We start from the raw sequence: 13105 nt of genomic DNA, 5'->3' as shown, positions 1-13105 counted from the left end.
GGCTATAAAAGGTGGAGCGTTATTACGCAACCGCCCTCAACTGTCATTCGATCCTGTACGGGCGATGTCTACTGAAGCGGACTCGCGAGCAGGCTAAGCTCCGGATTGTGCTCCAGGGCTTCCTTACAGTAATCACATGTAATCCGAACGGTAATGTCACCACCGGAATTATACGCTATTATATCCCTCCGCTCGTCGGGGGTCAAGAAATGAAAGCCAAGCTCTACTTCCGTTATCCGGGCAGAATCGATTCGTCCAATAAAGGTACGGCAATGCCTACATACGTAATTCACTGACATGTTTATGCCTCCTGAACATGGTTTATACATCCAGTATGTCCAGTATGGCTGAATCGAACCCGTCTTTTATGATCATTTTACCAGTATGTCTTACAAAATTAACCGTTAAACTTCGCCATTGTTTGTTCAAACGTATGAGTCAAGCTATGCTCCAGAGCATCACATGTTTGCTCAATGGTCTGATCCAGGGCTTCCTTTTCTTTCTTCATGAATGTCGACAGTACATAATCAACAATGGCATGTCCTGGTTCAGGCCGGGATATTCCCATGCGTACCCGGTTAAACTGCTGTGTACCGGTATGCTGAATAATGGACTTGATCCCATTATGTCCGCCTGCACTACCTTGGTAACGCAATCTGACTTTGCCAATCTCTGTATCCATGTCGTCGTACACAACAATCAGATCTTCAAGACTAACTTTATAAAAATCCATATATGCTCGAACCGATTCACCAGACAAGTTCATATAGGTCATTGGTTTGATCAGTACGGTTTTCACACCGCCAATATTACCTTCTCCAATCAGCGCCTTACATTTACTCTGTGTGATGGAGATATTATGACGATCAGCCAACCGATCCAGTGCCATAAAACCGATATTATGACGGGTTTTGGCATAGTTCGAGCCTGGATTTCCAAGTCCGACAATCCACTTCATCTTGTTCCCTCCTTCGGATTAGCCTGAGGTGAGGCATAGACTTCGAATCTTATATTTCATATAATATCAGGAAAGTAAAGATCGATTTACTGTAGTATTTACAGTTCATATTTTATCGACCCAGGAAGGTGAGCGGGTTTTGCGCGAAGACAATGGACAACTGACTCAACATAGCGATTTTATCTATCATCTCGAATATCACGTACCTGTACAGGTATACGACCGCGACACCCATATTGAGATTGGTCTAATCACACGTTTCGATAATCAATTCGTCGAAATTGCCGACACGCTTTTTCATCGGCGTCGTTTCCGATTTATCTCCCGCCCCGGGTATTAACCATATAAGATGAACGAACCATTTTACACTGGATCACTGCGCGTGCAGAAACATCTTCCGATCGCTGTTATCCCCAGATTTTTTTGATTCCCTTTTCAAAGGGAAAATCCGGTGATAAAGGCGAACGCTTCACTTCTTCAGATCTTTTCTGCCCTCTCCGTTATTGTGTAAAGTAGTAGTTCAAATTATATGGACTGACCAGCGTCTGTTTCACTATTAATAAAAACGGCACGCCGACAGGGGTTACATTTTCCATTGAACCGGAAAACGTAACCCCTCTACTACTTTATGCAGACATCCTTATTCAATTTCAAACAGCTTGCTGATTGACAATTCCTCATGAACCCGGATAATCGCTTCTCCGAGCAAAGGCGCTACAGACAACACTTTGAGTTTGCTTGTCGGATTAGCATGCGTAATTGGAATGGTATCCGTTACGATAACTTCCTTCAATGGTGCATTCTCCAAACGTTCCATCGCAGGTCCGGACAATACCGGGTGAGTACAGCACGCGTATACTTCTTTTACGCCGCCTTCCATCAGAGCATTCGCTCCCAGTACAATCGTTCCCGCCGTGTCAATAATGTCATCGATCAGGATGGCTGTTTTACCCTCGATGTTACCGATAATGTTCATCACTTCGCTCACATTTGGCTCAGGACGACGTTTATCGATAATCGCCAGGGGTGCATTCAGGAAATCAGCCAATTTACGTGCACGCACTACGCCACCGTGGTCAGGCGACACGACAACTGGATTTTCGATCTGTTTCGACCGGAAATATTGAGCCAGAATTGGCACGCCGAGCAAATGGTCAACCGGAATGTCGAAGAATCCCTGAATTTGCATTGCATGCAAGTCCATCGCGATGACACGGGTTGCACCCGCTTTTTCAATAAGGTTAGCAACCAGTTTCGCTGTAATCGGGTCACGTGAACGTGCCTTGCGATCCTGTCTTGCATAGCCATAGTAAGGAATAACGACGTTAATCGTCTTGGCAGATGCCCGTTTGAGTGCATCAATCATAACGAGCATTTCCATCAGGTTATCATTAACCGGCAAGCAAGTGGACTGCACGATATAAACGTGACAACCCCGAACACTCTCGGAGAGTTTCACTTGAATCTCGCCATCACTAAAGCTGGTTGTATGAGATTCACCCATAGGGATCCCGATATAATCAGCAATTTGATGGGCAAGCTTGGGGTTAGAATTGCAAGTAAATATTTTTAATTTCGAATCAAAATAAGTCATAAAATAAAAACCCTCCGTGCTGGTTCATTGGAATCAATAAGCGTCTGCGACATGTCGGCACCTCCCCGATCTTCGGGAGGCAATCTTGTTATCAAAACCCCTTATTGGGGTTTGGCATTTTGTTTCTTGGCTTTGGCACGTCCGCGAATCTTCTCCGCATAACCAGGTTTATTCTCCTGACGTGGACGAGCAATGGCCAGATCATTCTCGGGAACGGAATGGGTAACGGTGGAGCCAGCAACCACATAAGCGCCTTTTCCTACCGTAATCGGTGCAATCAGATTGACGTTGCTGCCTACAAAAGCATCATCTTCAATCGTTGTCACAGCTTTATTATAACCATCATAATTGACAGTTATTGCCCCGCATCCAACATTTACGTTTTTCCCTACTTTGGCATCTCCGATATAGCTGAGATGAGATACTTTGGAACCTTCATCAATTGTAGCATTTTTCACTTCAACAAAGTCACCAATTTTTACGTTGCGACCCAGTTTAGTCCCTGGACGCAAATTAGCAAATGGACCTACCGTTGCATCAGAACCAACCTCGGCATTGGATACTACCGAATGTTTAATCGTAACTCCGTCCTGAATAATGCTGTCTTCCACATCTGCCTGAGGACCAATATGACATGCTTCACCGATGGAAGTTGTGCCTTTGAGAATCGTCCCCGGATACAAAACTGTATCTGATCCAATCGTAACATCCGCTCCGATATATGTCGATGACGGATCAATGATTGTAACACCGTTCAACATATGGCGTACGGCAAGACGTTCACGCATGAAGGCTTCGGCTTGCGAAAGTGCAAGTCGGTCATTAACCCCGATGGATTCTGCGATGTCATCCGACATGTAAGCTTCAACCACTTCTCCATCATTGCGGAAAATGCCAACTACGTCTGTGAGATAATACTCTCCCTGAGCGTTCTGGTTCGTCACTTTTTCCAAGGCAGCGAACAATTTTGCATTATCAAAACAGTATGTGCCTGTGTTAATCTCATTCACAGCATCTTCCTGCTCTGTGCAATCCTTTTGTTCCACAATCCGTTGTACAGATCCATCTTCTCCGCGAATGACGCGGCCATAACCTTTGGGATTGTCCAACTGAGCCGTAAGAACTGTGGCTGCTGCTCCGCTGCTCTCATGCAGCTTCATCAGACCTTCCAACGTCTCACTGGTCACAAGCGGTGTATCTCCACAGACCACAATTGTAGAACCTGTCTCGCCGCCAAGCAAAGATTTAACCTGCTTCACTGCATGACCTGTACCCAGTTGTTCTGCCTGGAGTGCATACTCTGCTCTGGAACCCAAAAATGACTGCACCGCTTCGGCACCATGACCGACTACAACTACACTGCGTTCAACGCCTGCGCTGAGTGCTGCATCCAGCACATGTCCAACCATAGGTTTACCGCATACGGGATGCAGTACTTTGTACAATTTTGATTTCATTCGTTTTCCTTGCCCTGCGGCAAGAACGATTGCCATTCGTTTCAAAATTAACAACCTCCTGTTCTGAAAATCCCATTGAAATGCATTGCTGATCTATATCCAATGAGTATCGTTCAGCCGGCTTCAAGCCGGTCCTGTTCATCGCCTGCTGTCTCTGTAATCACACGTAACAACGCGGACACCAACGAATCGTGACCTATATGTATACGCCGTGTACCTGCGAGCTTAACCGAATCCCGATGATTCCTAAGATGCCGCCCTGCCACCAAGCGCACGATGCGCTTTTTGTTCTCTGCTAATAAACTCAATACTGAATATATCTTATTCCGGTCAAAAAGAAAAGAGAGCCATAAGACATGGCTCTCTTTTCCTTCGAACCCCAATAATGTTCTCAGGCACCTTCTTCAATGACTTCTTCCTCAGTTGCCGCACGATCGTATTCAGTCAAAACTGCTGCCTGAATCTTCTCACGCGTACCGGAAGAGATCGGGTGGGCGATATCACGGAACTCTCCATCAGGAGTACGTTTGCTCGGCATAGCAACAAACATTCCGTTGTTACCATCAATGACACGAATGTCATGAACGACGAATTCGTTATCGATGGTAATGGATGCGATAGCCTTCATTCTCCCCTCCGAGTTAACACGGCGGAGTCTGACATCCGTAATTTGCATGTGTGTGTTCACCACCTTTTTCCATCAGAACTTGGTGTATAATTCCACACAGCATATACGAACTCCTTCTTTTTATAACCACAAAAATTTCCTAATTTCAGGAATTTTTTTATTTAATACACAATTCGACAACGTTAGTGCCAGGTCGATGGAAAAGACCTTTTAACGACATAACATTCGTCATCTTTCTACAGGTCAAAATAGTTGCCAGGCTTGACGGAAATCTGTCTGCTCTTGGCATCAACCGCTGTCAGTTTCGCCAGAGATACGTAATCTGTTAACAGACGTTCTTCTGAATCTACAGAACCAGATTCCACCAGTACCCCTACCCCGGCAACTGTAGCATTAAACTCGGCCAAAAGATCGATCATTCCTTGCACCGTACCCCCGGCCTTCATGAAGTCATCCACAATAAGTACTCTGGAATGCTCACGCATCGCCCTACGAGAGAGGGACATGGTATGCAGACTTTTATGGGACCCGGATACATAATTGATACTTACGGCCGATCCTTCTGTAGCCTGATGGTCCCTGCGTACGAGCACGACAGGCAGGTTGAGCTGGGCTCCGGTCGCATAAGCCAGTGGAATTCCTTTGGTTTCTACCGTCATAACCACATCAATATTCATATTGCCAAAGGCCGTTGCAAAAATCTTGCCGGCTTCATTCATCAATGCGGGCTGACCAAGCAAGTCGGACATGTACAGGTATTCTCCAGGCAAGATCCGATCAGGTTGCGCGAGCTGGGTCGAGAGCCGCTCCGCAAATGCCAGTGCCAGTTCTCGGGATACCTTCGGAATCCATCTTACTCCCCCGGCTGCTCCAGCCAGTGTATGCAGTTCTCCTGACCCACCTTCTTCGAACACTTCCTTGATAATCGCCAAATCTTCACTAATTGAAGACTTTGCGGCTCCATAACGTTCGGCAAATGTGGTCAACGGAATAACCGTATGCGGTCTGGACAATAAGTATTGCGTCATTTCAACCAGCCTTGCGCTTCGTTTTAACTTCTTCACAGAGATCCATCCTCACGATCACGGAAACATCCAAATCCGAATAATTATTTAAAAATATACCACCTTTATACGTGTTTGTACATTATAAAAGCGAATTTTACGTCAACATACGTACAGCGTACACTTCTTTACAGAAACCACGCAGACCATTATATACCCGGGCAACCTTCGATTCTTTGGAGACCAGCCCAAATACCGTTGGACCGCTACCGGACATTAACACGCCGTCTGCACCCAATCGAATCATGGCATCCTTTAGATGCTGAACTTCCGGATACAGTTTCAACGTTACATCTTCAAGTACATTGCCCATCTGGTTACATACTTCCGTAAATGATTGGTTACGAATAGCCTGCTCCATTTTAGCCGCACTCGGATGACGAACAATCTTGTCACTGCGGAAACGTCCGTACACATCGGCTGTAGACACATTGATCGGAGGCTTGGCCAGAATCACCCAGCATTGCGGCGGATTAGGAATGGGTGTTAACTTCTCACCACGACCCGTAGCGAGTGCAGTCCCTCCTGTGATACAGAATGGAACATCCGACCCGAGTTCAGCTCCAAGCTCCTGCAGTTCGTGATCCGGTATATTCAACCGCCACAGACGGTTCAATCCACGCAGCGCTGCTGCTGCATCACTGCTGCCCCCGGCAAGTCCGGCTGCAACTGGAATCTTTTTATCCAGATGAATATGGACGCCCGTACGCACGTTATAACGCTCCTTAATGAGTCTGGCTGCCTGGAAAGCCAGATTCTTCTCGTCCAGCGGAATATAACCCGCCTGACTGGAGATGAAAATAGTATCTCGCGGCAGCTCCGACATTTCCAGTCGATCAGCCAGATCGACCATGGTCATGATCATTTCAACTTCATGGAATCCATCGCTTCTTTTATGTAAAACGTCCAGCATCAAATTAATTTTAGCAGGCGCTTTTTCGTAAATTTTCAAGGCGTTCACCCGTCCTCACCTTTTCCCTAAGACAACTTAACATATTATATCAAAATGGGGCTGTCAAGTCATTTCTATTCCGCATCTAAGGGGAAAAAGCGGGGTTGTTCCTGACGGATTTCCCCGCTTTTCAGTCTGCTTGAACCGGATTAAGATTTGCGGGCAGCCTGCTCAGCAAGTTGAATGGCTCTTTTCACCATGTTTCCTGCATCCTTGGCTTTGATTCCACCCCAACCTTCCTGTTGGACCGTATCATAGAAGCCCAGGTCTTTCGCAAGCTCATTCTTCAGATCCTCTGACATGACACTTCTTCTTCTGCGACTCATGAACCATCCTCCTCCAATGTATCCTTCATAATGTGATGAGTTCGTTCACGTTTTGGACATCTTGCCATCAGGTTATATTCAGTTTCCTGCATTGCTTAAGAAACTGTCCCTTCACCTGTCCATGTAGTATGCCGCGACCGTTCCTCGCTCATTCCTGAGTATGTATGGGTTACGTTAAGGGCGAATTGGTGTTTAAAAAAACAAAAAAGCGATCCGCCTTGTGGGGCGAATCGCCTGTAAATCGATACTTACGTCTCCATATAGGAGCTATGCGTCTGGCTGCCCGGGTCATAAACCATGACTTCCACCGACTCCGTAAGTATATCCGCATAACTATAAGATACTCGCTTGAAGGTTTCTTGCTCCTCATCAAGCTTAACAATAAAAACAGAAGGGTACGTTTCTTCCAATACACCCGTACGCTCAATGGTCTTACGGCGGCCACCATTAGCCCGCAACATAATTTTCTGACCAATATGTGCATCGAGATTGCGTTTGATATCCAACAGCGTGTTTTTAGCCATTGTCGACGACCACCTCTTTTCTTGTCCATTATACCGGATTTTACAGTCATTGTCAAATCAAAACTAATTATTATATCAGCATCAAAAAGTTGTTGTCAATGAATTTTTTTGCAAACAAAAAAAGCCCCAAATTGGGACTTTAAATGGCCTACATCAGACTGCCGACGGGTTCACTTTTAGCGTAGATAAATCATTCAGCCCAGGCAGACCTACCCGGTAACTCCCCCGTGTCTCGACACCACCCACACCCTGGCTACCACTGATGGTATTGTGCAGAACATCACTCATATTGACCGTATCCCGCACAGAGGTGAAGGAGGCCTTGGCTGCCACATAGACCGGGTCAAGTGCATGAATGAGAATTCTGCCTGGAGAACTGGCAAAGTTCGCTCCAGCGCGCAGCAGTGCCTCAAAATGGGACTGACAGGCCCCTGCCACAATAGTGAGGGCGTCCAGATGGCGTTCATATTGTCTGGCCACCTGAATGGCCGACACAAAATTTTGCGAGTTCTTATAGCTACCAAGACTATATAAGTCATAGGGCTGACGTGTCTTTAGCACCCCATCATGACCCGTAATGACCACGATATCCGGACGTACTTTGGGTAATAAACGGTATAAGGTATCTGCCATTGCCGATTCATGGACATATTGTCCCTCTGCGGGCACACGAAGTTGCTCATAGAGATCCATACTTTTTTTCAAATAGTTCGGATCTCCATCCAGATGAAGCACCTTTCCAGGCATTTCAAAATAAGCCGGTTCCTGCTGAGCAGACCAATCTTGTACCAGACCTTCCCGATTCCGCTCAGCCTGTTCCATACGATTCTGCTGCAGACGGGACAGGGTCTGATGTGCTTTAATATGCGCCTGTCTGGTCTTGGCGCTTTGTGGTTCGTAGGGAACCTGTATCAAATCGTCCACCGGGGAATCGGCAATCAGCCGGAACTCAGTCCCTTTAATGACCGCAGCATCCAACTGGAGGCCTTCCACCCGAAAAGTCACATCGCCGCCGTATGACTTCCGAACGACCAAGTCTCCGATATTCATCAACGTAATCACCTCTACCCCATCGTATGGGCAAAGACCCGGTTTGGTTCATTCAAATTTTACAGCGCTGCACGTACCCCTGCTTCCCACATTACGGTGCTGAGTGTAGCATACTCTTGCAGACTCACCGTCTCTCCACGTCGGGACGGTTGAATACCTGCCCGCTCCAGCAGAATATCTGCCTGTTCCCGGTTCTCTTTTGTGAAGAAGCGTGCCTTCAGGTTGTTTGAGATTGTTTTTCTCCGCTGGGCAAAAGAAGCCTGTACCACTTCGAAGTAGTGTGCTTCATCCGGAATCTCCACTGGTGGTTGCTCACGCACTTTTAGCTTAATGACAGCTGATTCCACATTAGGTTGCGGAATGAAGACCGTAGGAGGCACAATGCACACAAGCTCCGGCATACTGTAGTACTGAACTGCGATACTCAGACTGCCGTAGTCTTTTGATCCCGGTGCAGCAGCCATCCGTTCAGCCACTTCTTTTTGGATCATGACAACAATGCTGTCTAACGGCAGCTTCTCTTCCAGCAGTTTCATCATGATTGGCGTCGTTACATAATAAGGCAGGTTAGCCACAACACTGACTTTGTCCACGGATGCAAAATCCGTATTAAACAACTCAGCCAGATCAAGCTTCAGCACATCCCCATGATGAACACGTACATTCGAATAAGGCTGCATCACTTCTCCTAGGATTGGGATCAAGCGCTGATCAATCTCTACGGCTGTGACAGGACCGGCTACCCGAGCCAGTCGCTCCGTAAGGGCTCCAATACCCGGCCCGATCTCTAACGCGCCCTTGGACTCGTCCAAATCGGCTGCATTAACAATTTTGTTCAGTATATTTTGATCGATCAGAAAGTTCTGACCCAGACTTTTCTTAAATGAGAATCCGTGTCTTTGAATAATCTCTTTGGTTCGCTTGGGCGTTGCAATTTCTATCGTCTCTTCCATATCCTTCATATGCTCACAATCCTTCACGTTCAATTTGCGCTAATGCTGTAGAGAACTCTTCCCGTGTAATCTGAAATACACTGAGACGTTTGTGGAACTGCTTCCCGTTACAATAACCGATGCCCAGCAGATTGCCCATCTCCATGCGACGTGCAGCAGCCTGCGGATGCACAATAAGTCCTGCCGCGATCAGGTCCTCCCAATCGATCAGGCTCGGAGCACCTTCGTATGAAGTATGTACACGCGCCAGAGCATGACGGATCGCCTCCGGTGAGGCATTCTCCACCCCAATGTCACCTTTGCGTGTTGCATCGGCCTCCGGAATGAAGGCATGTTTACAGCCAGGGACCTTATTCGCAATAATTTTACGAATGCGTTCGCCAGCATGATCCGGATCTGTCAGTACAATGACTCCCCGTCTCTCCTGAGCAAGCGCAATCCGCTTCAGAATGCGTTGGTTGATGGCTGATCCACCTGTTTCTATTGTATCGGCTTCAACGGCCCGACGGATAGCTACCGTATCGTCACGGCCTTCCACCACAATGACTTCTTTTATCATGTTCCATTTCTTCCTTTCTAACGCAAAAAGAAGAGGAATATCCTCTTCTCTGCCAAACGGCGGGGGAGACTGAATTCAGACTCCTCCGCCGCATATTCCGCATGAATCATTCATGCAACTATTTTATAGCATTCCCATTTCAAAGTAAAACGATTTTAGTTCGCTTCCGGCTTCACCGGACCGATCACGTAGACCGTCTTGCCTTTTTTACGTCCAAAATTCAGGGCATGCTTCACACTGTCATAATATACATCAATTTTATTGCCTTTGATGGCACCGCCTGTATCTTCCGCACGACGGAATCCCAGACCTTCGATATATACCCACCAGCCAATTGGAATGACTTTGGGATCAACCGCAATGGTGCGCCCTTCCGTTACACGAGTACCGGAAGCTGTTTTAGTACCAATGCCCGGCTCTTCGGAAGAGTAGGCAGTCATGGATACATTTTTAAGTACTTTAGAGTATTTAAAAGAAGTCCCGGATACGGTAATCACTTTGCTGCCCGAGGCAGATGTTTTCTTCGAGTTCGTTGTTGTAGCCTTTTTGGTTGTTGAAGTTTGAGCCGATACGGTCTGAATCTCAGGTTCTTTCACGACCGGTTTTGCTTTGGTGCCGACAGCGATCACTTTATCTACACGATTATTCGCGACAGATTTGCCGACCATTTTTTTGGAGACCAATTCTCCATCCTGAAATACCTTTTCGATATGCTGCACAATTGTGCCTTCTTTGCCGTTCACAACGACACGGTTATCCCCTTTGTACAAGCTAGGGTCAGCCGTTTTAATGACTTTGTAAGCGATCGGTTGCTCTACATCCACTGTACGCTTTGTTACGCGCACTACACGGATCTTCATCTCCGCTTTGATGGCAGTTCCAAGCGCCGGATACACTTTATCATTACTTTCAACTTGAATACCTGATTTTTGGATTGCATCTTCTACCGATGAATCGGTTGTATACAGAGTCTTGGTGTCTCCGTCTGCCGTAATGTTAACTGGAACGGCCCGCTCAATAACGATTCGGTCTCCATCTGTAATCGCCCCATTCATGGACATGGATACCTTATCGTGAGGGCTGACTGTGATCGACTGCTCCTCCAGCATTTCCTGAAGCATTCCTGTACGAGTCTCTACCACCTGAGCCTTGCCATCAATAACCAGTGAAATTTGTTTCCCGGCCTGACCGTAAACGACTAACAAGATCATGATTGTAAGCGCAATTGAGAAAATCGCGATCAATGCCATTTGACGCATGTTCTCATGCTTCCACCGCAACGCGAAAGACTTACTGGATGATCGTGACTCATGGGTCTCTTCTGGTTGGAATGTGCCCACTTCTCCGTCCTCCTTCATAGCCTCGCCGTCTAAAGTAATGCATGATGTCTTTGACGTGACTATACCAAATTTTCTACAGAACACAGATCGGACCAACATAATCCGGTTCTGCACCATGAATCAATCTTCGCAACATGATGTCATCCTCCTGAATACCTACCGTATGATGACAATATTTCTTTTATTCAAAAACAAAAAAGCCAAAGAAAGAGTGTAAGAGGAACTCTTTCGTGGCTTCCGAATGATTTTGAATATCGGAAATTCATGCACGAGGTTGCCTCTCTTTTTCCGCTTGCGAGGTTAGCTGTCGGGTTCGGGCGAAAGAGAGCCGCCCTATCTTGGGTCACCCGCTCATGGCGGACGCCCTTGAATTCACCCCGAGACCCAAAGAAGAAATCAAATACGGCTTCGCAGTTCCCTTCGCTGCTTTTGGGTCAGCGAACGTTGCGCATCGGCCAAATACACCGATGTTTAAGCCCTATTGGTTCCCCCGCTCTCCGTTAACGGAGACTCAGCGAGACTGATTCATGAAAGTAATGTTGTTTCATCGGAAAGTGTCCCTTTGTTCATCCCCCGAACATCTGTCCAATTTTCCGCACAACAATTCACTGAAAAGATGATATCCTGTTTTGATGCATGTTGTAAAGCGTTGATCAAGTACGTTTTTCTGAATATTTGGTTAAAATATTGTAATATTCTTGATTTATTTGAATCAAAGGGCAAATTAACTCCGCTTACCTGCCTTTTTCACCTCATTTGCTCGTTTTTTTAACGAATTCCAAATCGTTCCATGGCATTTTTGGTTGTTATTGCTGCAATTTCCTCCACCGAAATGCCTTTAATTTCCGCAGCTGCCTCTGCAACCAGACGTACATGCGCTGTCTCATTTCGTTTCCCACGATAAGGGTGAGGTGTCAAATATGGAGCATCTGTTTCAATGAAAAACCGGTCCATAGGAACCTTCTCCAGTACCTCTTTGGGCTGCTTTGCATTTTTGAATGTGATCGGTCCTCCGAAGGAGAGATGGAAGCCCATATCGAGACAACTTTTCGCTGTTTCCCAGCTGCCCGAGAACGAGTGCATCACACCACCAACTTCACTCGCTTTCTCTTCACGCAAAATTCTTATGATATCCTCATGTGCATCCCGATTATGAATGACAATTGGCATGTTCACTTCACGCGCCAAAGCAATTTGTTGTCGTAATACGCGATGCTGTATTTCCTTCGGTGAAGTATCCCAGTGATAATCCAATCCAATCTCACCGATCGCAACCACTTTTTCATGCTTGCATAAAGATGCAATCCACTCCAAATCACCCTCCTGCATTGTGATCGCATCTACTGGATGCCACCCTACAGCTGCATAGATAAAGTCATATGTTTCAGCGAGTTTCATTGTAGTTGGAATCGTCTCCCGGTTAAAGCCAATGTTGATCATGCGACCAACTCCTGCATCCACAGCACGCTGAATCATGTCCTCGCGGTCCTCGTCGAATTGTGGTGCATCCAGATGTGTATGTGTGTCGAACAGCATCATGTTTGTATCTCCCTTCATGTCGAAATTACGACTATCTTCTTTTTCAAAATTCAATTTGTAAAATTCAATAATTCAATGACTCATACATAAAACATTTTGGGTATCTGTGTATTACATCATTACGTTTGTTTCTTCACAACTACAATATATAGAAGATATAC

At 46.3% G+C, this 13105-nt stretch carries 16 protein-coding genes and 1 riboswitch; of the genes, 1 reads left to right on the top strand and 15 read right to left on the bottom strand.

Going from position 1 to position 13105, the window contains the following annotated elements:
* Window positions 1–68: 68 nt before the first annotated feature.
* Both BLS69_RS30655 and pth read right to left on the bottom strand, forming a co-directional pair.
* Window positions 69–299 (bottom strand): anti-sigma-F factor Fin, encoded by a 231-nt coding sequence (locus BLS69_RS30655; protein WP_017691368.1) that lies wholly within the window; start codon window positions 297–299, stop codon window positions 69–71.
* 98 nt (window positions 300–397) lie between these two features.
* Window positions 398–958 (bottom strand): aminoacyl-tRNA hydrolase, encoded by a 561-nt coding sequence (pth, locus tag BLS69_RS30650; protein WP_091039104.1) that lies wholly within the window; start codon window positions 956–958, stop codon window positions 398–400.
* Between the two features lie 139 nt (window positions 959–1097).
* Between pth and BLS69_RS30645 the strand changes: the two genes are divergently transcribed.
* Entirely contained in the window at window positions 1098–1298 is a 201-nt protein-coding gene (locus BLS69_RS30645; protein WP_024633712.1) for a hypothetical protein, read from the top strand.
* 300 nt (window positions 1299–1598) lie between these two features.
* Here BLS69_RS30645 and BLS69_RS30640 read toward each other — a convergent pair whose 3' ends face one another.
* The 13 genes from BLS69_RS30640 to BLS69_RS30580 form a co-directional block, all read right to left on the bottom strand.
* Complete coding sequence (locus tag BLS69_RS30640; RefSeq protein WP_017691370.1) at window positions 1599–2552, bottom strand: ribose-phosphate diphosphokinase; 954 nt, start codon at window positions 2550–2552, stop codon at window positions 1599–1601.
* Window positions 2553–2653: 101 nt separating this feature from the next.
* The gene (glmU, locus tag BLS69_RS30635) at window positions 2654–4045 is read right to left on the bottom strand and encodes a bifunctional UDP-N-acetylglucosamine diphosphorylase/glucosamine-1-phosphate N-acetyltransferase GlmU (protein ID WP_371129110.1); all 1392 of its coding nucleotides are present in this window, start codon (window positions 4043–4045) and stop codon (window positions 2654–2656) included.
* A 77-nt stretch (window positions 4046–4122) separates the two neighbouring features.
* Window positions 4123–4317, bottom strand: coding sequence for a hypothetical protein (locus BLS69_RS30630; RefSeq protein ID WP_133387509.1), 195 nt, complete (start codon window positions 4315–4317; stop codon window positions 4123–4125).
* 83 nt (window positions 4318–4400) lie between these two features.
* Complete coding sequence (gene spoVG / locus BLS69_RS30625; RefSeq protein WP_017691372.1) at window positions 4401–4685, bottom strand: septation regulator SpoVG; 285 nt, start codon at window positions 4683–4685, stop codon at window positions 4401–4403.
* A gap of 188 nt (window positions 4686–4873) precedes the next feature.
* Entirely contained in the window at window positions 4874–5701 is an 828-nt protein-coding gene (gene purR, locus BLS69_RS30620; protein WP_017691373.1) for a pur operon repressor, read from the bottom strand.
* A 97-nt stretch (window positions 5702–5798) separates the two neighbouring features.
* The gene (ispE, locus tag BLS69_RS30615; RefSeq protein WP_091039149.1) at window positions 5799–6653 is read right to left on the bottom strand and encodes a 4-(cytidine 5'-diphospho)-2-C-methyl-D-erythritol kinase; all 855 of its coding nucleotides are present in this window, start codon (window positions 6651–6653) and stop codon (window positions 5799–5801) included.
* Window positions 6654–6802: 149 nt separating this feature from the next.
* Window positions 6803–6979 (bottom strand): small, acid-soluble spore protein, alpha/beta type, encoded by a 177-nt coding sequence (locus tag BLS69_RS30610; protein WP_017691375.1) that lies wholly within the window; start codon window positions 6977–6979, stop codon window positions 6803–6805.
* 248 nt (window positions 6980–7227) lie between these two features.
* Window positions 7228–7503, bottom strand: a complete 276-nt coding sequence (gene veg / locus BLS69_RS30605; RefSeq protein WP_017691376.1) for a biofilm formation stimulator Veg — start codon at window positions 7501–7503, stop codon at window positions 7228–7230.
* A gap of 153 nt (window positions 7504–7656) precedes the next feature.
* On the bottom strand, window positions 7657–8553 hold the full coding sequence (yabG, locus tag BLS69_RS30600; RefSeq protein WP_017691377.1) for a sporulation peptidase YabG: 897 nt from the start codon (window positions 8551–8553) through the stop codon (window positions 7657–7659).
* Window positions 8554–8612: 59 nt separating this feature from the next.
* The gene (gene rsmA, locus BLS69_RS30595; protein ID WP_305367894.1) at window positions 8613–9515 is read right to left on the bottom strand and encodes a 16S rRNA (adenine(1518)-N(6)/adenine(1519)-N(6))-dimethyltransferase RsmA; all 903 of its coding nucleotides are present in this window, start codon (window positions 9513–9515) and stop codon (window positions 8613–8615) included.
* Between the two features lie 4 nt (window positions 9516–9519).
* Window positions 9520–10065, bottom strand: a complete 546-nt coding sequence (gene rnmV, locus BLS69_RS30590) for a ribonuclease M5 (protein WP_017691379.1) — start codon at window positions 10063–10065, stop codon at window positions 9520–9522.
* A gap of 155 nt (window positions 10066–10220) precedes the next feature.
* Window positions 10221–11405, bottom strand: coding sequence for a 3D domain-containing protein (locus tag BLS69_RS30585; RefSeq protein WP_091039099.1), 1185 nt, complete (start codon window positions 11403–11405; stop codon window positions 10221–10223).
* A gap of 273 nt (window positions 11406–11678) precedes the next feature.
* Window positions 11679–11932, bottom strand: a riboswitch (cyclic di-AMP (ydaO/yuaA leader).
* 241 nt (window positions 11933–12173) lie between these two features.
* On the bottom strand, window positions 12174–12944 hold the full coding sequence (locus BLS69_RS30580; RefSeq protein ID WP_174806491.1) for a TatD family hydrolase: 771 nt from the start codon (window positions 12942–12944) through the stop codon (window positions 12174–12176).
* Window positions 12945–13105: the final 161 nt, after the last annotated feature.

Origin of the sequence: Paenibacillus sp. CF095 (assembly GCF_900101225.1) — a bacterium.
Lineage (GTDB): Bacteria > Bacillota > Bacilli > Paenibacillales > Paenibacillaceae > Paenibacillus.
Note: the sequence above shows the minus strand (reverse complement) of the source record. Positions and strands in the feature narration are given on the sequence as shown.

Excerpts from the sequence above, each read along its gene's own strand:
- BLS69_RS30655 (WP_017691368.1), bottom strand. The coding sequence starts at position 299 with ATGTCAGTGAATTACGTATGTAGGCATTGCCGTACCTTTATTGGACGA.
- pth (WP_091039104.1), bottom strand. The coding sequence starts at position 958 with ATGAAGTGGATTGTCGGACTTGGAAATCCAGGCTCGAACTATGCCAAA.
- BLS69_RS30640 (WP_017691370.1), bottom strand. The coding sequence starts at position 2,552 with ATGACTTATTTTGATTCGAAATTAAAAATATTTACTTGCAATTCTAAC.
- glmU (WP_371129110.1), bottom strand. The coding sequence starts at position 4,045 with ATGGCAATCGTTCTTGCCGCAGGGCAAGGAAAACGAATGAAATCAAAA.
- spoVG (WP_017691372.1), bottom strand. The coding sequence starts at position 4,685 with ATGCAAATTACGGATGTCAGACTCCGCCGTGTTAACTCGGAGGGGAGA.
- BLS69_RS30610 (WP_017691375.1), bottom strand. The coding sequence starts at position 6,979 with ATGAGTCGCAGAAGAAGAAGTGTCATGTCAGAGGATCTGAAGAATGAG.
- veg (WP_017691376.1), bottom strand. The coding sequence starts at position 7,503 with ATGGCTAAAAACACGCTGTTGGATATCAAACGCAATCTCGATGCACAT.
- yabG (WP_017691377.1), bottom strand. The coding sequence starts at position 8,553 with ATGAATATCGGAGACTTGGTCGTTCGGAAGTCATACGGCGGCGATGTG.
- rsmA (WP_305367894.1), bottom strand. The coding sequence starts at position 9,515 with ATGAAGGATATGGAAGAGACGATAGAAATTGCAACGCCCAAGCGAACC.
- rnmV (WP_017691379.1), bottom strand. The coding sequence starts at position 10,065 with ATGATAAAAGAAGTCATTGTGGTGGAAGGCCGTGACGATACGGTAGCT.
- BLS69_RS30580 (WP_174806491.1), bottom strand. The coding sequence starts at position 12,944 with ATGATGCTGTTCGACACACATACACATCTGGATGCACCACAATTCGAC.